This is a genomic window from Vibrio sp. D3 (assembly GCF_043995865.1).
GTDB lineage: Bacteria > Pseudomonadota > Gammaproteobacteria > Enterobacterales > Vibrionaceae > Vibrio > Vibrio diabolicus.
Map to the genome: position 1 here is coordinate 845261 of NZ_CP171887.1, position 19107 is coordinate 864367.

Below are 19107 nucleotides of genomic sequence, written 5' to 3' on the forward strand. Positions count from 1 at the left end.
ATAATGAACAATCCTAACGACATTGGTTTTATTCATGACATCAGTTCGCTGGATACCTTGCGTCAAAAAGCAGTGAAGGAAGGTAAAGATGGCGAGCAAGAAGCACTGCGTGCAGCGGCTCGTCAGTTCGAATCTATTTTCACCTCCATGATGTTGAAATCCATGCGAGAAGCCAATGAGGGCTTTGAGTCCAACATGATGAACAGCCAGAACGAGAAGTTCTATCGACAAATGCTGGATGAGCAGATGGCGAGCGAGCTCAGTTCGTCTGGTTCAATGGGCTTGGCCGATATGATTGTTAAGCAATTAACGGCTGGGCAAGGTAACGACAAGAGTGAAACTGCAATGCGTGATGCGGCAAATAATGCCGTGGAATATCGTCGTGTTGACCCGAAAAAAGCGCGTGAGATTGAACAGCGCTTGATTGAATCTGGTCAGCTATCTCGACCAAGCAATGAACCAACTCGATTCGATTCGCCAGAATCTTTTGTTAACTCGATGAAGCCATACGCGGAGAAAGCCGCGAAAGCCCTAGGTGTCGAGCCATCTCTGCTACTTGCGCAAGCGGCTTTGGAAACCGGGTGGGGACAAAAGGTCGTGAAGAACGCGCGTGGCAGCAGCAACAACTTATTTAACATCAAAGCAGATCGAAGCTGGCAGGGTGACAAAGTGACGACTCAAACGCTAGAGTTCCACGATAATACGCCAGTGAAAGAGACGGCAGCGTTTCGCGCCTACTCAAATTACGAAGACAGCTTTAATGATTTTGTGCGCTTTTTAAATGACAACCCACGTTACGAGACAGCATTGCAACAGCGAGGGAATTCAGAGTCCTTCATTCGCGGCATTCACAGCGCGGGTTACGCGACCGATCCGAATTACGCAGACAAAGTCCTGCAGGTGAAGCAGAAAATCGAAAGTATGTAATTTACTCTTCGCCAGTTCATGTTGTTTTCGAAGGCTTGCTACAGTGCAAGCCTTTACTTTTTCTGAACATTCACACCTCTCTTTTATTTGGCACACCTTTTGCTTTGATGTGTCTAGGTGATCGGTTTTGCCGATTTTATTTCGTTTTTGGGGGCATGTATGGCGTCAGATCTTCTGAATGTAGGTACTCAAAGTGTGCTTACTGCTCAGAGACAATTAAACACCACTGGTCATAACATTTCTAATGTTAATACAGAGGGTTATAGCCGCCAGTCTGTTATCCAAGGTACGAATGATCCGCGCATGTTTGGTGGCTCTACCTACGGCATGGGTGTGCATGTGGAAAATGTTCGCCGCTCGTGGGATCAGTTTGCCGTGAATGAACTGAACTTGTCGTCAACCAACAATGCCAACAAAACGGATACCCAAGACAATCTTGATATGCTCTCTAGCATGTTGAGCTCAGTTGCATCGAAGAAAATTCCAGAGAACTTGAACGAGTGGTTCGATGCGGTCAAAACCATGGCAGATACCCCGAACGATTTGGGGGCACGAAAAGTGGTATTGGAAAAGGCGAAAATCTTCTCTGATACATTAAATGACTTCCATGAAACCGTGCGATTGCAATCTGATGTGACCAATAAAAAATTGGATATGGGCATTGAACGCGTGAACCAACTTGCGTTGGAAATCCGCGATGTGCATCGGTTAATGATGCGCACACCCGGTCCACACAATGATTTGATGGACCAGCATGAAAAGCTGGTTACTGAGCTATCTGAGTACACCAAAGTAACCGTCACCCCACGCAAAAATGCGGAAGGGTTTAATGTTCACATCGGCAATGGACACACGCTAGTTTCTGGCACGGAAGCAAGCCAGCTCAAAATGATTGACGGCTATCCTGATGTTCACCAAAGACGATTAGCAATGGTGGAAGGGGATGGCATTAAAGCGATCAAGTCTGACGACATGGATGGCAAAATCGGTGCCTTGCTTGAAATGCGCGACAAACACATTCCGCAACTTCAGGATGAAATGGGCCGTTTAGCGACGGGCTTTTCCTACAAAATTAATCAGCTGCAATCTCAAGGTCTGGATCTTAACGGTAAGATAGGTAAAGACGTATTTACCGACGTGAACTCTGAGCTGGTGGCAAAATCTCGAGTTTTTGCTGCGCCTGACTCTCAAGCTGATGTTGCGGTTTACATTGATGATATCTCAGCGATCAAAGGTGGTGAATATTCGCTACGTTATGATGGCGACCAGTATAGCGTGACAACACCGAAAGGTGAGCAAATGTCGTTGAACATTGATCAATCAGATTCTTCGTTTGTTCTGGATGGTATGAAAGTGCAAATCGGTGAAGGTCTTGCCGCTGGTGAGCGCGTATTATTGCGCCCAACACGAAGTGGCGCAGCCATCATCAAGATGGAAACCAATGACGCAAAAGCTATTGCCGCACAAAGTTATGAAGCCTCAACCACTTTTGCCCAAGGTAACGCCAAGTTTAAAATTCGTGAGGCGGGGGATGTTAAAGAGTTTGAGGTTACCGTACAACCAGCCGACGAGAAGCATGATAAGCCGTGGTTAAAGATCACGGACAACAAAGGCAATTTGCTATCGGACAAATACTCATACCCGCTAGACAAAGATAACCCGATGATTGAAATCTCAGTGCCGAAAAGCCATCCGCTGTATAAAAACGGCGATGCGACTGTATTTGAGCTGAGCGAAGGTGCGCTGATGAATGACAAGTTCACCGCTAACTTGGTGCCTTCGGAAGGTGGTAATGGCAACTTGAGAAAAATGCAGAAGATCCAAACAGACAAGATGATGGACGGAAAATCCAGTACTTTGATTGATGTTTATCACAACCTCAATACCGAAGTCGGATTGAAATCTTCTACAGCAAACCGATTAGCTTCTGTCGCTCGCTTAGAGCATGAGGCGGCACAAGAGCGCGTTGCTTCTATCTCTGGCGTTAACCTCGATGAAGAAGCGGCCAACATGATGAAGTTTCAACAAGCGTACATGGCTTCATCACGTGTGATGCAAGCGGCGAATGACACCTTCAATACCATTTTACAACTGAGGTAAGGAGAAGAGATAAGTGCTAACCCGAATTTCTAGTTTCCATAACTATCAGTCCGTACAAAATGATTTGCGTCGTCAAGAAAATAAGGTTCACCATAACCAAGAGCAACTTGCTTCAGGGAAAAAGTTACTGAAACCTAGCGACGATCCCCTTGCGTCGCATTACATTCAAAATATTAGTCAGCAACAAGAACAGCTACAACAATACCTTAGCTCAATAGTGTTGGTGCGTAATCGTCTAGAAAACCACGAAGTTAATATCGCCAATGCAGAGAATTTTGCCGACGAGTCGAAGCGCTTAACGATGGAGATGATTAACGGTGCGTTTTCTGCGGAAGACCGACAAGCAAAGAAGCGTGAGCTAGAAGAGATTGCGAACAACTTCCTTAACTTAGTGAATTCGCAAGATGAATCTGGTAACTACGTGTTTGCTGGCACTAAGCCAAAAAGCCAACCATTCTATCGCGATAAAGACGGTAGTGTTCAGTACGCTGGAGACGATTACCAGCGTAAAATGAAAGTCTCCAGCATGCTTGAGATGCCAATGAACGATCCTGGCAGCAAGCTGTTTATGGAGATACCAAACCCATTTGGCGATTATCAGCCGAATTACGATCTACAAAACGGTTCTGAGTTGCTATTAAACAGAGCCACTAACGTTGATACGAAGGATGATGCGGCGTATCGCGTGACATTTGTCGATATGAACAACGGCAAATTTGGTTACCAACTAGAGCGTAACGGTAAAGTCGTGGATGCCGATGAGTTTTCTCCAGAAAAAGGCATTGAGTACAAAGGCCTGAAAGTGCACGTAAAAGGTCAAATTACGCCTGGCGATAGCATCGAGATCGAAAAGCGGGCAGAGTTCAGCATTTTCGATACCTTCAAGGATGCAATGGCGTGGTCAGATAAATCGGTGTCGGATACGTCGGCGACCGCCAAATTGCACCAAATGACAGAAGAATTTCACGCTGCTTTTATCCATTTGAATAAAGCGCGTACTGATGCTGGCGCTCGATTGAGCACGCTCGATATCCAAGAGCAAAACCACGAAGACTTTAATTTGTCTCTGGCGAAAGCGAAGAGCAACTTTGAGGATTTGGATTACTCTAAAGCCGTTATCGAGTTCAGTGAAAACTCGCGAGCGTTACAGGCATCGCAACAAGCATTCGGTAAGACCAAAGATCTAACTCTGTTTAACTATATTTAGTCTGACTTAAGACACACTGTCTGATTTTTGATGCCTTATGTGCAAAGCCTTAAGTGCGATAAATCGACGTAAATTAAGAGTCATGCTATGCGGCACGATTTTACCCAAAGCGGCAATGACGCGAGAGGCAAGTCGGGCGGCAACAAAGTAGCGGTCAATATCTATGAAGCAAGATGAGCCTCATTATCCGGAAATGGTTTAGTGATAACGCTAACTTATTGTTTATGCGCTTCTTTTAAAAGCGGTGAAATAAATTTTATAAGTTGGCACACAAATTGTATTGAAAATATCAGAACAGATTTAGAGATTCTAAACCCTGCGTTTAAGGCAGATTTAGCAAGTAATTTTTACGGTCAGTGCTTATCCAAATGAGAGTAAAGCTGGCCGCTTCGCAAAAGCTTGCGAACTCAAAAGGAGAGCAAAATGGCTGTAACAGTTAGTACTAACGTCTCCGCGATGACCGCGCAGCGTTACCTAAACAAAGCGACTGACGAATTAAATACGTCGATGGAGCGCTTATCTTCAGGACATAAGATTAACAGTGCAAAAGATGATGCGGCAGGTCTACAGATCTCTAACCGCTTAACTGCACAGTCTCGTGGTCTAGATGTCGCAATGCGTAACGCGAACGATGGTATCTCGATTGCACAAACCGCTGAAGGTGCGATGAATGAGGCAACATCTGTCATGCAACGTATGCGTGACCTTGCTATTCAATCATCGAACGGTACTAACTCTCCGGCTGAGCGTCAGGCGATCAACGAAGAGTCAATGGCATTGATTGACGAGCTAAACCGTATCGCAGAAACCACGTCATTCGGTGGCCGTCGTCTATTGAACGGCTCATTCGGTGAAGCGGCATTCCAGATTGGTGCGAGCTCAGGTGAAGCAATGATCATGGGGCTAACCAGCATTCGTGCGGACGATACTCGCATGGGCGGTGTGACCTTCTTATCGGAAAACGGTAAAGATAAAGATTGGGGCGTTGACCCTGCTAAATCGGACCTAAAAATCACTTTGCCAGGTATGGGTGAAGACGAAGACGGCAATGTCGATGATCTAGAAATCAACATTAATGCAAAAGCAGGTGACGACATCGAAGAGCTTGCTACGTACATTAATGGTCAGTCTGATATGATCAACGCGTCTGTAAGTGAAGATGGCAAGTTACAAGTTTTTGTTGCACATCCAAACGTTCAGGGTGAGATTTCAATCTCGGGTGGATTGGCGTCTGAGCTTGGTTTGAGCGATGAACCTCTTAGAACATCAGTACAAGATATTGATATGACAACCGTACAAGGTTCTCAAAACGCTATCTCTGTGCTGGATTCGGCACTGAAATACGTGGATTCACAACGTGCGGATCTGGGTGCGAAGCAAAACCGTCTGAGTCACAGCATCAACAACTTGGCAAACATCCAAGAAAACGTTGACGCGTCGAACAGCCGAATTAAAGACACGGACTTTGCGAAAGAAACCACGCAAATGACCAAAGCACAAATTTTGCAACAAGCAGGTACATCGATTCTTGCTCAAGCGAAACAGTTGCCAAACTCTGCAATGTCACTATTGCAGTAGTTTATACCAATCACAGTGAATAAGTGTTCAGAAATAGCGTAGATAAAATGCTTGAGAACGAGGCAAAGTTTTTCGATAAGTAGTTATTCTACATTCAAAAACTTTAACGTAGTTATCGAGTATTTTAGCAAGCTAGGGTGAGCAGTTATTTACTACGATTGGTATCCTCTAGCCTGTACTCAATACATTCAGACGTGGATGGGAATGCAGGCTTTTGGCAAGCAACTTTATAATAGAATGAGCGGCTCTCTCATCTCTCACCTGCCAATCATTTTCAATGTAAAGTTGCACTCGGTATGCCGGAAATGTGTTCATTTCTCTTGATCTCCACATAGGCTCTGGCGACCAACCTAGCCCCAGTTCTCTCAAAGGAAAAGGGGCTTTTTCTTTTCTAATTCTCACGTCTATCGTCTGCGAACTTACCTTCAACTGTTTCCTTTTGCTGGTTTTCTATACAATTTGGCCCACTCGGCTCGATTTGTGGAAACTTGAGCACTTTTTCTTACTTTTCTTCAATTTTTTTAGCCAAATCTCGCAATGTTATTTTTTTAAATTTTTTTCTAAAGCTTCTGAATTTGGTGTCGTTAATAGGGGTAACTTTGAGAGAACTACTTGGTTTTCCGAGACGTCGGAAACCGCTATACCGGAAAATCAATTGGAGAAATCACCATGGCAGTGAATGTAAACACTAACGTATCAGCGATGACGGCTCAGCGTTACCTAAACAACGCAAACTCAGCTCAACAAACTTCTATGGAGCGTTTGTCTTCGGGTTTCAAAATCAACAGCGCAAAAGATGACGCTGCGGGTCTACAAATCTCGAACCGTTTGAACGTACAAAGCCGTGGTTTGGATGTGGCGGTTCGCAACGCGAACGACGGTATCTCAATTGCACAAACCGCTGAAGGTGCAATGAACGAGACCACTAACATTCTTCAACGTATGCGTGATTTGTCTCTACAATCAGCAAACGGTTCAAACTCGAAATCAGAGCGTGTGGCGATTCAAGAAGAAGTGACCGCGCTAAACGACGAACTAAACCGTATCGCAGAAACCACTTCTTTCGGTGGTAACAAGCTACTAAACGGAACACACGGCGCGAAATCGTTCCAAATCGGTGCGGATAACGGTGAAGCCGTGATGCTTGAGCTAAAAGACATGCGTTCAGACAACAAAATGATGGGCGGTGTGAGTTACCAAGCTGAAAGTGGTAAAGGTAAAGACTGGAACGTTGCTGAAGGTAAGAACGACCTAAAAATCAACCTAACGGACAGCTACGGTCAAGAGCAAGAAATCAACATCAGCGCAAAAGCAGGTGATGATATCGAAGAGCTTGCGACTTACATTAACGGTCAAACTGACCTAGTGAAAGCCTCAGTAGACCAAGACGGTAAACTGCAAATCTTTGCTGGCAACAACAAAGTCGAAGGCGAAGTCGAGTTTTCAGGCGGCTTATCTGGCGAGCTGGGTTTGGGCGAAGGTAAAAAAGTGACGGTAGATACTATCGACGTAACCTCAGTTGGTGGCGCACAAGAATCTGTCGCTATCATCGATGCGGCACTGAAATACGTAGACAGCCACCGCGCAGAGCTGGGTGCATTCCAGAACCGTTTCAACCATGCAATCAGCAACTTGGACAACATTAACGAGAACGTGAACGCGTCGAAGAGCCGTATCAAAGATACTGACTTCGCGAAAGAAACGACTCAAATGACCAAGTCACAAATTCTATCGCAAGCGTCAAGCTCAATCCTTGCGCAAGCGAAACAAGCGCCAAACTCAGCGCTAAGTTTGCTAGGTTAAGCACCTTAATAAGACAAGATACAAAAGCCAGGCTCATCCCTGGCTTTTTTGCTTATCGGCTATAACGTTTAGATGCGTCCCAACAGGATGTTCGACAAGGCACTCATATCGATTAGATGGTCTCTTTAAATACCAATGTTGCCGCGATGGTGGCGCAGAGACACTTGAGTCAAGCGGCAGCGCAAAACGTCGAATCACAACGCAACCTGACTTCTGGTTTTCGAATTAACTCGGCGAGTGATGATGCGGCAGGTTTACAGATATCCAATACTCTCCATGTGCAAACGAGAGGGCTTGATGTCGCCTTAAGAAATGCGCACGATGCTTATTCGGTCGCGCAAACCGCGGAAGGCGCGTTACATGAGAGCAGTGATATTTTGCAACGGTTACGCTCTCTAGGGCTTCAAGCGGCAAATGGTAGTAACGATACCAGTGACCGACAAAGCATCCAATACGAGGTCGTAGCGCTGCAGGATGAGCTTGATCGTGTCGCGATCACGACAACATTTGCGGATAAAAACCTGTTTGATGGATCTTACGGTTCACAAAGTTTCCATATTGGAGCGAACGCTAATTCAATCTCTTTGACGTTACGTAATATGCGTAGCCATATCCCAGAGATGGGAGGGCAGCATTATGTTGGTGATGCGGTCGATAAAGATTGGCGAGTCACTAAAGATAACGAAACTCTAAAAGTCGAATACCAAGACAGTAAAGGGCAAACCCAAACGGAATCCATTGGGCTCAAATTGGGTGATCGCATAGAACAGGTCGCCACTTACATCAATGCTCAACAATCGGTAGTGAGTGCCTCAGTAACGGAAAACAATGAACTGCAATTCTTTGCCTCTACGATGAATACGCCAGAAGGAGTGGAGTTAGAAGGCAGTTTAGCGGATGAGCTTGATATAAGCACTGGTCAATTAGTCACAATGGATGACATCGATATGTCGACGGCTGGTAAGGCGCAGCTTTCAATTGGGGTGATTGATGCAGCGATCAAGTACGTTGATTCGCACCGAAGTGAAATTGGCAGCTTTCAGAATCGTGTAAATGGTTCGGTGGATAACTTAAATACCGTGAATCGGAGTGTTACGGAATCCAAGAGTCGAATAAGAGATACAGACTTCGCAAGAGAATCTACGGAAATGGTGCGTTCTCAGTGCTCAAAGATGCGACAACTGCGTTATTGGCTCAGGCAAAACAAAGGCCGAGCTCGGCACTTGGTCTACTCAGTTGAATCTGGTAAGAAAGCATAAACTTCAGGTAATAAAAAACGCTGCCAATGGCAGCGTTTTTTCGTGTTCGGCTAAGTAAAAATTACTTAGTTACACGTAGAACTGGAGTTTCACCAACAGTCACAGAACCAGAAAGCTTGTTCAGCTCTTTGATTTCGTCCATGTTAGAGATAACAACTGGAGTTAGCGTTGACTTCGCTTTCTCTTCTAGAAGAGCTAGATCGAATTCAATTACAGTGTCGCCAGCTTTAACAGTTTGACCTTCTTCAGCGATACGCGTGAAGCCTTCGCCTTTTAGTTCAACTGTGTCGATACCGAAGTGAACGAAAAGCTCAACACCGTCGTCAGACTCGATAGAGAATGCGTGGTTAGTTTCGAAGATCTTACCGATAGTACCGTTTACAGGAGCTACCATTTTGTTGCCTGCTGGCTTGATAGCAATACCGTCACCAACGATTTTCTCAGCGAAAACAACATCTGGCACGTCTTCGATGTTTACAATCTCACCAGAAAGTGGCGCGATGATTTCGATAGCACCAGCGTCAGCGCTGTCATCAGATACAAGCTTCTTAAGTTTGTCAAACAGACCCATTGTGTCATGCTCCTAAGGTTTGGTTTTATTCTGTCGAATTATAGTATACCAATATAGCGCATTAGACGACTTTTTTCGCCGTCTAATGGCCATTAAGTATTGAATTACTTGGTACTACCGATTACTGAGCTTTCTCAGCAATAAACTTTTCTACCACTGCTTCGATTTCTGCAGCTGTTGGTAAAGAAAGGGCTTCTTCAGCCATTGCTTTCACTTCTGCGAAGTTAGAGTTACGAACTACTTTCTTCACTTTAGGGATTGAAATGCCGCTCATTGAGAACTCGTCCAGACCCATACCTAGAAGTAGAAGCGTTGCACGCTCGTCACCTGCAAGTTCACCACACATACCAGTCCATTTACCTTCTGCGTGAGAAGCGTCAATAACTTGCTTGATCACGGTTAGTACTGCTGGTGATAGTGGGTTGTAAAGATGAGAGATCATCTCGTTACCACGGTCTACCGCTAGCGTGTACTGAGTTAGGTCGTTTGTACCGATAGAGAAGAAAGATACTTCTTTCGCTAAGTGGTGTGCGATCGCTGCGGCAGCAGGAGTTTCAACCATAACACCGATTTCGATGTTTTCGTCGAATGCGTGGCCTTCAGCGCGTAGCTCTTCTTTGTACTCTTCGATCGCTTTCTTAAGCTCACGGATTTCTTCGACAGAGATGATCATTGGGAACATGATACGCAGTTTACCGTGTGCAGACGCACGTAGGATGCCACGTAGCTGATCACGAAGGATTTCACGACGATCCAGGCTGATACGTACAGCGCGCCAGCCTAGGAATGGGTTCATCTCTTTTGGAAGATCCATGTATGGGAGATCTTTATCGCCGCCGATATCCATAGTACGGATGATCACAGCTTGACCGTTCATTGCTTCTGCAACTTCTTTGTACGCTTGGTACTGTTCTTCTTCAGTTGGTAGCGCAGTACGGTCCATAAATAGGAATTCAGTACGGTACAGACCAACACCTTCACCGCCGTTACGGAGGATACCGTCACAGTCTTTCACTGTACCGATGTTACCGCAAACTTCTACACGGTGACCGTCAGTCGTTTCTGCGTGCAGGTCTTTCAGTTTCGCTAGCTCTTCTTTTTCAGCTAGGAATGCCGCTTTAACCGCTTTCGCTTCTTCTAGTTCAGCTTCTGATGGGTTAACAACAATCTTGTTGTTCATCGCGTCAAGAATCAGCATATCGCCATTCTTAACTTTTTTCGTGATGTCGTTAGTGCCAACGATAGCTGGAAGCTCAAGAGAGCGAGCCATGATTGAAGTGTGAGATGTACGACCGCCGATATCACAAGCAAAACCAAGTACGTAGTCTAGGTTAATTTGTGCCGTTTCAGATGGCGTTAGGTCGTAAGCAACTAGGATAACTTCTTCATTGATGTCGCTAAGCGAAACAATGTTGATACCCAGTGCGTTTTTCACAAAACGAGAACCGATATCGCGGATGTCAGTTGCACGTTCTTTTAGGTATTCGTCATCTAGTGACTCAAGAGCACATGCTTGCTCTTCGATAACTGAGTGGATAGCGTGATCCGCAGTCATCTTGTCGTTTTTGATAAGTGCTAGGATCTCTTCTTCTAGCTCTTCGTCTTCAAGAAGCATGATGTGACCTTCAAAGATCGCTTCTTTTTCTTCACCAAACGTTTCAAGCGCTTTTTGCTTGATAGTTTCTAGCTGAGCTGCAGATTTGTTACGAGCGTCGAAGAAACGCTGAACTTCAGCTTCTACTTGATCGTCAGAAATAGTGTTTGTGTTTAGGACAATTTCATCTTCTTGAAGTAGTAGTGCTTTACCGATTGCAATACCAGGAGATGCTAGGATGCCTGAAATCATAGCCTTACCTTAAGTTTGGTCAACTTTATAAAACGGGAGAATAATGGGTGCGCTAACGAATAGTTTTAGCTTAGTTTTGAGCCTATTTCCAACGAAGCCATTTTGCTTTCACAAAATGGCTTCTGGAGTAGGAGACCGGATTAGTGTAGTTGGTCCATTAGAGCAACTAGGTGGTCAACTGCTTGCTGAGCTTGTGGGCCTTCAGCAGAAATAGTTACTTGAGTACCTTTTACTAGGCCTAGTGTTTGTAGTTTGAATAGGCTCTTAGCGCTAGCGCTTTTACCGTTAGAAGTCACAGTGATGTCTGCGTCGAATGCTTTTGCTTCTTTAACAAACTGTGCAGCTGGACGAGTGTGAAGGCCGTTTTCTGCTGTGATTTCTACTTGCTTCTCGTACATGTGATATACCCCAATAAATGTATTTTTTTGTTAGTTTGTGACTAGATTTTAGCTTAACTGCTTTACATCTTGTGCGCTAGCACGGGAAGAGTTCAAAGCGCGTCAGTTCTGATACTAGTCAAAAGTTTGGTAACTACGCAACTGTTTGCGTGCGTAATCACTTTGAAACCTTTTTGTGTTCTTGCTTCTTTATTTTGAAGCTAGAAATAAAACACCCTGATATTACCAAAGGTAGGGCAGGGATCAACAAAAAAGCCCCTAAACGGGGCTTTTTTAAACTAAAAATTGATTTGAACACATATTATTGTTGGTTCTCTTTTTCGGTAAAGATACCAGCAAAGAGTGCTGTACTTAGGTAACGCTCACCGGAACTTGGTAGAACGGTTACAATTGTTTTTCCTTCAAATTCAGGGAGTTCTGCAAGTCGGTTGGCTGCAACAACAGCCGCACCAGATGAGATACCAGCTAGGATACCTTCCTCTTCCATTAGGCGACGAGCCATCTCAATCGCTTCTTCTGAGGTGACTTGTTCAACGCGGTCAATAATGTCTAAATCGAGGTTACCTGGGATGAAACCAGCACCGATACCTTGGATCTTGTGCGGAGCAGGTTGGATTTCTTCGCCAGCAAGTGCTTGTGCAATAACTGGAGACTCTGCTGGCTCAACTGCGACAGAAGTGATGGCTTTACCTTTTTCACCTTTGATGTAACGGCTTGTACCTGTGATAGTACCGCCCGTACCAACACCAGCAACGAATACGTCGATTTCACCGTCTGTCGCTTCCCAAATCTCAGGGCCCGTAGTCTTCTCGTGGATTTCTGGGTTCGCTGGGTTGTCAAATTGTTGAAGAAGTAGGTACTTCTCAGGGTTGCTTGCTACGATTTCTTCTGCCTTAGCAATCGCCCCTTTCATGCCTTTCGCCGCTTCAGTCAGCTCAAGGTTAGCGCCCAGTGCTTTAAGTAGCTTACGGCGTTCTAGGCTCATTGATTCAGGCATGGTCAATGTTAGCTTGTAACCGCGAGCGGCCGCTACGAATGCTAGAGCAACACCTGTGTTACCACTGGTAGGTTCTACAAGCTCTACACCTGGCTTAAGAAGCCCCGCTTTCTCTGCTTCCCAAATCATGTTTGCACCGATACGGCACTTAACACTGAAGCTAGGGTTACGCGCTTCAATTTTCGCGAGAACTTTGCCTTTGCTTACTTTGTTTAGACGAACGAGAGGTGTATTACCGATAGTAAGAGAGTTATCTTCGTAGATTTTGCTCATAGTGATGTTCCTTCATTACACGTTGTGTGAATATGGATAGAAGAATATGCGGTATGAAAAAAAGGGAAAAGGATTAAAAAGTTATATCTTATTAGGTTGGCCCAGAACTCGATAAAAGAAAAGGGAAAAGCTGGCGCAGATCCCTTTCCTTAATCTCTAATCGACTATCGTTGGTGCTTAAACTCCGCCACCCACATAGCGGTTGCGCCACATATTGCTACAGGCATGACAATGAGGTTCAAAATTGGGATCGTCGTAAACACAGACACCAATACCCCAAAGCCATAGGCCTTACCTTGCTTTTGTTTCAATTTGTAACGCATGTCGTTAAATGGGATTTTATGGTTATCAAACGGGTAGTCACAATATTGAATCGCGAGCATCCAAGCGGTAAAAATAAACCATAAAAATGGGCCTACTGTTTGCCCAAGGGCAGGTATAAGCAATAACAGGAATAGGCCTATTGCTTTAGGTAAGATGTAAAGCAGCTTTCTCCATTCACGAGCTAAAACGCGAGGAACATCTTTCAGGACGGCAATGAATCCATCATCATTTACTTTTTGTCCCGTTAAGTACTCTTCCACTTTTTCAGCTAAGAGGCCATTGAATGGCGCGGCGATAAAGTTCGCGAGCGTGCTGAAAAAATAGGAGAAGGTAGCGAGTATCGTCAGAGCGAGTAAAGGCCAAAGAATGTAAGTTAACCAGGATAAAAACTCAGGCAATTGCCCAATCCAGTCTTCGATCCATATATTAAGGTTTGAAAATAGATAGAAGATGGCACCACCCACAAGCAAGATATTTGCAAGTAGAGGTAAGATGACAAAGCGTCTGATTTTAGGGGCAAGTGCCAATTGTATCCCGTATAGAAAATAACCGAATCCGGTTCTCTGCTGATTGTTTTGCTTCATGTCTATTTTGGCTTCGTGTAAATGAAAACTCATTGTACCTGTGAGGGCTTTTCTTTCAATGCCCTGACAAATGACGTCTTGTTAAGTGGAATCGTGGCAAGAATCACAACAAAAAACGGAACTTCTTGCATTAAGTTGTTCTAAATCTACATATAGTTTTGGTAAAGTAAACGTATCATTCAGATTTATTGCACTTGGGTTGCTGCTCAAGGAACTGCGAGTAGTAAAAACAAGTATATTGAGAGTAAATAATGCAGGAATTGCGATTCGTACTCATTGTTGTTGGCGCATTAGCCATCGCGGCATTGCTGTTTCATGGTTTGTGGAGCAGTAAAAAAGAAGGCAAAGCAAAGTTTGGTAACAAGCCGCTTGGTAAGCTGGATGTTGACCAAGGGGACAAAAATGATCTTGTCGAGAAAGAACGAGACTTCGCTCCCGCTCCTGAAGATGACTTTGAGATCATTCGTAAAGATCGCAAAGAACCAGATTTTGGGATGGCGAGTTCTTTCGACAACAAATTTGAATCTGACCCGCTATTCGGTGGTCCATCTGAAGTAACACAGACACAGCAGGAGCCAGATGACATCCCTTCATTTGTTGCAGAAAAAGATAAAGAAGAGTACGTTGAGCCTGTCGTTCAAGCACCAGTAGCTGAAGAGCCATTCCAGCCTGCTGTGGAAGAAGAAGCTATTCCCGCCGCGTTTGATATTACGGAGAAAGAACAGCAAGTCGAAACGGTTAGTGAGCCTGTCGTTGCAGAGCCTAAGGAAGAGCCAAAGCCAGAACCTGAAATGCAAGTGATTGTATTGAATGTGCACTGTGCGGGTGAAGAGCCATTTGTTGGTACTGCTTTATTTGAGAGTATGCAACAAAACGGCTTAATTTATGGCGAGATGGATATTTTCCACCGTCATGTCGACTTGTCCGGTAACGGCAAAGTGCTGTTTAGCGTCGCTAATATGATGCACCCTGGTACGTTTGAGCATGCTGATCCTGCTGAGTTTACAACGAAGGGGATTTCATTCTTCATGACATTGCCTTGTTATGGCGAGGCTGAACAGAACTTCAACTTAATGCTCCGAACTGCGCAGCAAATTGCTGATGATTTAGGTGGCAACGTTCTTGATGACCAGCGTAACTTAATGACGCCAGACCGTTTAGCGTCTTATCGACGTCAAATAGTTGAGTTTAATGCCGCTAACGCATAATCTTAACAGCAAGTAATAATAGGGCTCCGGATGGAGCCCTTTTTCTTGGATTTCCCAACCTCACCGATTGAAAATACACGGGGCTTTACTATGTCTGAATCAGTACTTCAGCGATTAGAAGAACTAAAAGAGTCGTTGCATTACCACGCTGTGCGTTACTACGTGGAAGATAACCCAGAGATCCCTGATGCCGAGTACGACCGTTTAATGCGAGAGCTCCTGGATATTGAAGCTGAGAACCCTGATTTAATTACCGTAGATTCACCAAGTCAACGTGTCGGTGGACAACCTCTCTCTGCGTTTAGCCAAGTGACACATGAAGTACCGATGCTTTCGCTTGATAATGTGTTTGATGACAGCGAACTTGATAGTTTCCATAAGCGAGCACAAGAGCGGGTGGGCAGTCAGAGTGTGAAAGAATACTGTTGTGAGCCGAAACTGGATGGACTCGCAGTTAGTTTACTGTATGAGAACGGTGTGTTAGTTCAGGCGGCAACACGCGGCGATGGCACTACTGGCGAGAACATCACAGAGAATGTTCGCACGATTAAAGCCATTCCTTTAAAACTCAGGGGTAATGACTGGCCAAATCGTCTTGAAGTTCGTGGTGAAGTCTTTATGCCGAAAGCTGGGTTTGAAAAGCTCAATGAATTAGCAAGGAAGAAAGGCGAGAAAATCTTTGTTAATCCACGTAATGCTGCGGCAGGTAGCTTACGACAATTGGATTCACGCATTACGGCTTCTCGTCCGCTTAGCTTCTATGCATACAGTGTAGGCGTGGTGCAAGGCGCTGAATTGGCGGCAAGTCACTACGAACGCTTCTTGCAAATTAAATCTTGGGGATTACCAATGTGCCCGGAGACCAAGCGAGTTGGAAGTTTGGCGGATGTAAAAGCTTACTACCAAGATATCTTGCAGCGTCGTGATGCCCTTCCTTATGAGATCGATGGTGTCGTCATTAAAATTGACGATATTGCCGTGCAAGAGCGTCTTGGATTTGTTGCTCGCGCTCCACGTTGGGCGATTGCCTACAAATTCCCGGCTCAGGAAGAAATGACGACGTTGAATGAGGTGGAATTCCAAGTCGGTCGTACTGGTGCGATTACACCTGTTGCTAAACTAGAGCCTGTATTTGTTGGCGGGGTAACGGTAAGTAATGCGACGCTTCATAACGCAGATGAGATAGAACGTCTGCAAGTTAAGATCGGTGATCACGTTGTGATTCGTCGAGCGGGTGACGTTATTCCTCAAGTCGTTTCTGTCATCAAAGAGCGTCGACCAGAAACAGCGCGAGATATTATTTTTCCAACTCAGTGTCCGGTTTGTGGCTCGCATGTTGAGCGGATCGAAGGAGAGGCGGTAACACGTTGCACGGGTGGCTTAGTTTGCCAAGCCCAACGTAAACAAGCGCTAAAACACTTTGTGTCTCGTAAAGCGTTAGACGTTGACGGTCTAGGCGATAAAGTGATCGAGCAACTTGTTGATCGTGAGATGGTAAAAACCCCTGCTGACTTATTTAAGTTATCTGCGGGGATTTTAACGGTATTAGATCGCATGGGGCCAAAGTCTGCGCAGAATATTGTGAATGCGTTAGAAAAATCCAAAGAAACAACGTTACCTCGCTTTTTGTATTCGCTTGGGATTCGTGAAGTTGGCGAGGCAACCGCCGCAAACCTAGCAATGCACTTTAAAACGTTGGAAGCCATCCAAAATGCTAACGAAGAGCAGTTAATTGAAGTGCAAGACATCGGTGCTGTGGTTGCTCAACATATTACGACTTTCTTCAGTGAAGAGCAGAACCAAGCAGTGGTTAAAGATTTGCTTGAACAAGGGATCCACTGGCCAGAGATTAATACGACTGAGCAGGTAGGAGAGCTACCGTTAGAAGGTAAGACAGTTGTATTGACAGGAACACTTTCTCAATTAGGTCGCACAGAGGCTAAAGAAGCCCTTCAATCACTAGGTGCAAAAGTGACAGGTAGTGTTTCTAAGAAAACAGATATTTTGTTTGCTGGTGAAAATGCAGGCTCGAAGTTGGCAAAGGCACAAGAACTGGGTATCGAGATCAAAACAGAACAAGACTTACTCGAGTTGATGAATTAAGTCTTATCAAAAAGCTAAAAAATAACTAAAAGCCCCACATGGTAAGCATGTGGGGCTTTTTCTTGCTCATAATTAAGTGCTTTTTGATTGAGTTATTTGTGCTTTTTATCTTTTCAGTGATCAAGATCTCCCATTGAATTATTAAGGTTTTTTACTTCTTTAGTCTGCGAGTGACTTCAAGTTGGAATTCCAGGGTGTGATTTAAGTTGTTGATATTCAATGTTTAACTGTCTTTTTGTATTGGTGTTGTTAAAAGTAAGATCTGGATCAACAACTTATATGGAACTTTGGACTGGCTCATATTTTTTTAGAAAAAAAATAAGTTCCGTTTGGATGTTTTTAGCTGCGAAGTTAGTCTTAATCACGTGGATACACGGTGTGTATGCAGGAACTAAAAAAAGCCAAATTAGAAATAATGAGGTTTGATCAGGAATTTACTTCTCTCCTTCGGCGGCCAACTAAAGGTGAGATAGAAAAATACAGCTATATCCATTTTTAGGAGTTTTTCCATGGACAAATTTTTTAAGGTTTCAGCGTTAACCGCAGCAATGTTTGGTGTTGTTGCTGTTGCTCCAGCTACAGCGTCTACTGAAAGTGCAGCAGGTGGCGAGTACGTAGAGAAAGTGAACGAATTTATGCAAGACTCTAGTCTTAATGCATTATTTCTAGTTGATACTCGTTCTCGTACTCGTACAACAGGTAAGCCTGGCGGTGAAAACGGTGACCGTTGGAGTCGTCTAAACTACTCTTCTTACAACGCAATTTTAGACTTTACTTCTGGCTACCACGATGGTTGGGTTGGTGCAGATGTTGCGGCTTACTATTCTGGCGACCTTTACAACGATAGCCTTTACAATTCAAACGAAGGCTACCTATGTAATGAAATTTCAACTTGTAACAACCTAGACTGGGGTGCAGGTGATGGTCAACAGCTTAAAGTTTACAAAGCAGCACTGAAGTTCAAAGCAAACGAAAGCTTCAACGCGCGCTTTGGTATGCTACAAGCGGGTGGTAACGGTACTATTGGTAACGTTTGGAGTTTCGTACCTGGTACTTACCGTGGTTTCGAACTGAACGCTAAACTAGGTGATTTCAACCTAAGCTACTTTGGTGCAGACCAATTTACAGCACCTTGGCTACTTCACGAAGATGACTACGCGCCAGCGCTTTGGTCTGACACTTCATGGAGCTACCTACACTCTCTAGGCCTAAACGGTAACCTAACTGACAGCTTGTTTATGCAACTTGGTTTGGGTCAAGCTACTGGCGTTCAATATGCAAATGGTATCGACTGGGGTGCAGGTCAAGTAACTAGCTACCACAACGAAACTGACAACACTTCTTACAAGGCTTACTTGAAGTACACTGTGAGTGACCGTACAAATCTAGCATTTGATTTCTACGGTGTTGACGATGATGTGAAATACGATGGTCTAGGTTTCCACACTGGTCTATCTTTGAATCAATCTTTCGGCAAGCTAGCTTGGATGTCTGAGCTACGCTACACAGACACAGACAACCGTGCTGACTTCGTTCCTCGTACAATTCATACTTACGGTATGAACAACGGTACTTGGTCTCAGTGGTGGGATGCACTGTCTGACTGGAACAAAGCGGGTGAGCTAGCGTGGTACAACCGTCTATCTTACAACCAAGGTAACGGCTGGAACTACTACCTAGGCTTTGGTTATGGTACTGGTGCTGATTCTGCAGCAAGCGGTGCATCAGGTGACTGGGATTACGAAAGTGAATACGCAGTTAACGCGACAGTATCTTACTCTCTACAGAGTGGTGCACTGAAAGGTTCTACGATCCGTCTACACGGTACAATCCTAGAGCGTGATGAGTACGCTGGTGCTGGTGATGCGGATGAAACAGACCTACGTCTACAAGTTCTTATCCCTTACAGCTTCCACTAATACTTAGTGA

General features: G+C 44.7%; 13 protein-coding genes and 1 pseudogene. 9 read left to right on the forward strand and 5 right to left on the reverse strand.

The annotated features are described in order from the left end of the window. The 6 genes and pseudogenes from flgJ to ACHFJ9_RS12035 all read left to right on the forward strand — a co-directional run bounded on the left by flgJ (window position 1) and on the right by ACHFJ9_RS12035 (window position 8855). Window positions 1-927, forward strand: coding sequence for a flagellar assembly peptidoglycan hydrolase FlgJ (flgJ, locus tag ACHFJ9_RS12010; protein ID WP_046874278.1), 927 nt, complete (start codon window positions 1-3; stop codon window positions 925-927). Window positions 928-1086: 159 nt separating this feature from the next. Next, window positions 1087-3027: a flagellar hook-associated protein FlgK gene (gene flgK / locus ACHFJ9_RS12015; RefSeq protein WP_012842055.1), complete on the forward strand. Its 1941-nt coding sequence runs from the start codon at window positions 1087-1089 to the stop codon at window positions 3025-3027. A gap of 13 nt (window positions 3028-3040) precedes the next feature. Then, window positions 3041-4234, forward strand: a complete 1194-nt coding sequence (gene flgL, locus ACHFJ9_RS12020) for a flagellar hook-associated protein FlgL (RefSeq protein ID WP_005393113.1) — start codon at window positions 3041-3043, stop codon at window positions 4232-4234. A 423-nt stretch (window positions 4235-4657) separates the two neighbouring features. Continuing rightward, window positions 4658-5812, forward strand: a complete 1155-nt coding sequence (locus ACHFJ9_RS12025) for a flagellin (protein ID WP_006743025.1) — start codon at window positions 4658-4660, stop codon at window positions 5810-5812. A 669-nt stretch (window positions 5813-6481) separates the two neighbouring features. Continuing rightward, window positions 6482-7615: a flagellin gene (locus ACHFJ9_RS12030; protein WP_005393103.1), complete on the forward strand. Its 1134-nt coding sequence runs from the start codon at window positions 6482-6484 to the stop codon at window positions 7613-7615. A 116-nt stretch (window positions 7616-7731) separates the two neighbouring features. Then, window positions 7732-8855, forward strand: a pseudogene (locus ACHFJ9_RS12035) (flagellin). An 80-nt stretch (window positions 8856-8935) separates the two neighbouring features. Here the strand turns inward: ACHFJ9_RS12035 and crr are convergent. From crr to cysZ, 5 genes are all read right to left on the reverse strand, one after another. Beyond that, window positions 8936-9445 (reverse strand): PTS glucose transporter subunit IIA, encoded by a 510-nt coding sequence (gene crr / locus ACHFJ9_RS12040; protein ID WP_005382041.1) that lies wholly within the window; start codon window positions 9443-9445, stop codon window positions 8936-8938. Between the two features lie 121 nt (window positions 9446-9566). After that, window positions 9567-11291 (reverse strand): phosphoenolpyruvate-protein phosphotransferase PtsI, encoded by a 1725-nt coding sequence (ptsI, locus tag ACHFJ9_RS12045; protein ID WP_005393100.1) that lies wholly within the window; start codon window positions 11289-11291, stop codon window positions 9567-9569. Between the two features lie 140 nt (window positions 11292-11431). After that, window positions 11432-11689 (reverse strand): HPr family phosphocarrier protein, encoded by a 258-nt coding sequence (locus ACHFJ9_RS12050; RefSeq protein WP_005382043.1) that lies wholly within the window; start codon window positions 11687-11689, stop codon window positions 11432-11434. Between the two features lie 301 nt (window positions 11690-11990). Next, window positions 11991-12959 carry a cysteine synthase A gene (gene cysK, locus ACHFJ9_RS12055; RefSeq protein ID WP_005382045.1) on the reverse strand — a complete coding sequence of 323 codons (969 nt, stop codon included), beginning with the start codon at window positions 12957-12959 and terminating at the stop codon, window positions 11991-11993. 164 nt (window positions 12960-13123) lie between these two features. After that, window positions 13124-13867: a sulfate transporter CysZ gene (cysZ, locus tag ACHFJ9_RS12060; RefSeq protein WP_395357435.1), complete on the reverse strand. Its 744-nt coding sequence runs from the start codon at window positions 13865-13867 to the stop codon at window positions 13124-13126. A 251-nt stretch (window positions 13868-14118) separates the two neighbouring features. On the opposite strand from cysZ, the gene zipA reads away from it, so the two are divergent. From zipA to ACHFJ9_RS12075, 3 genes are all read left to right on the forward strand, one after another. Beyond that, the gene (gene zipA / locus ACHFJ9_RS12065; protein ID WP_395356924.1) at window positions 14119-15075 is read left to right on the forward strand and encodes a cell division protein ZipA; all 957 of its coding nucleotides are present in this window, start codon (window positions 14119-14121) and stop codon (window positions 15073-15075) included. A 90-nt stretch (window positions 15076-15165) separates the two neighbouring features. Continuing rightward, on the forward strand, window positions 15166-17178 hold the full coding sequence (ligA, locus tag ACHFJ9_RS12070) for an NAD-dependent DNA ligase LigA (protein ID WP_395356926.1): 2013 nt from the start codon (window positions 15166-15168) through the stop codon (window positions 17176-17178). Between the two features lie 509 nt (window positions 17179-17687). Next, entirely contained in the window at window positions 17688-19097 is a 1410-nt protein-coding gene (locus ACHFJ9_RS12075; RefSeq protein ID WP_395356928.1) for a porin, read from the forward strand. Window positions 19098-19107: the final 10 nt, after the last annotated feature.

What these genes read in the sequence shown, in the direction of transcription:
- flgK (WP_012842055.1), top strand. Translation starts at nt 1,087, where the DNA reads ATGGCGTCAGATCTTCTGAATGTAGGTACTCAAAGTGTGCTTACTGCT.
- ACHFJ9_RS12025 (WP_006743025.1), top strand. Translation starts at nt 4,658, where the DNA reads ATGGCTGTAACAGTTAGTACTAACGTCTCCGCGATGACCGCGCAGCGT.
- ACHFJ9_RS12030 (WP_005393103.1), top strand. Translation starts at nt 6,482, where the DNA reads ATGGCAGTGAATGTAAACACTAACGTATCAGCGATGACGGCTCAGCGT.
- crr (WP_005382041.1), bottom strand. Translation starts at nt 9,445, where the DNA reads ATGGGTCTGTTTGACAAACTTAAGAAGCTTGTATCTGATGACAGCGCT.
- ptsI (WP_005393100.1), bottom strand. Translation starts at nt 11,291, where the DNA reads ATGATTTCAGGCATCCTAGCATCTCCTGGTATTGCAATCGGTAAAGCA.
- ACHFJ9_RS12050 (WP_005382043.1), bottom strand. Translation starts at nt 11,689, where the DNA reads ATGTACGAGAAGCAAGTAGAAATCACAGCAGAAAACGGCCTTCACACT.
- cysK (WP_005382045.1), bottom strand. Translation starts at nt 12,959, where the DNA reads ATGAGCAAAATCTACGAAGATAACTCTCTTACTATCGGTAATACACCT.
- cysZ (WP_395357435.1), bottom strand. Translation starts at nt 13,867, where the DNA reads ATGAAGCAAAACAATCAGCAGAGAACCGGATTCGGTTATTTTCTATAC.
- zipA (WP_395356924.1), top strand. Translation starts at nt 14,119, where the DNA reads ATGCAGGAATTGCGATTCGTACTCATTGTTGTTGGCGCATTAGCCATC.
- ligA (WP_395356926.1), top strand. Translation starts at nt 15,166, where the DNA reads ATGTCTGAATCAGTACTTCAGCGATTAGAAGAACTAAAAGAGTCGTTG.
- ACHFJ9_RS12075 (WP_395356928.1), top strand. Translation starts at nt 17,688, where the DNA reads ATGGACAAATTTTTTAAGGTTTCAGCGTTAACCGCAGCAATGTTTGGT.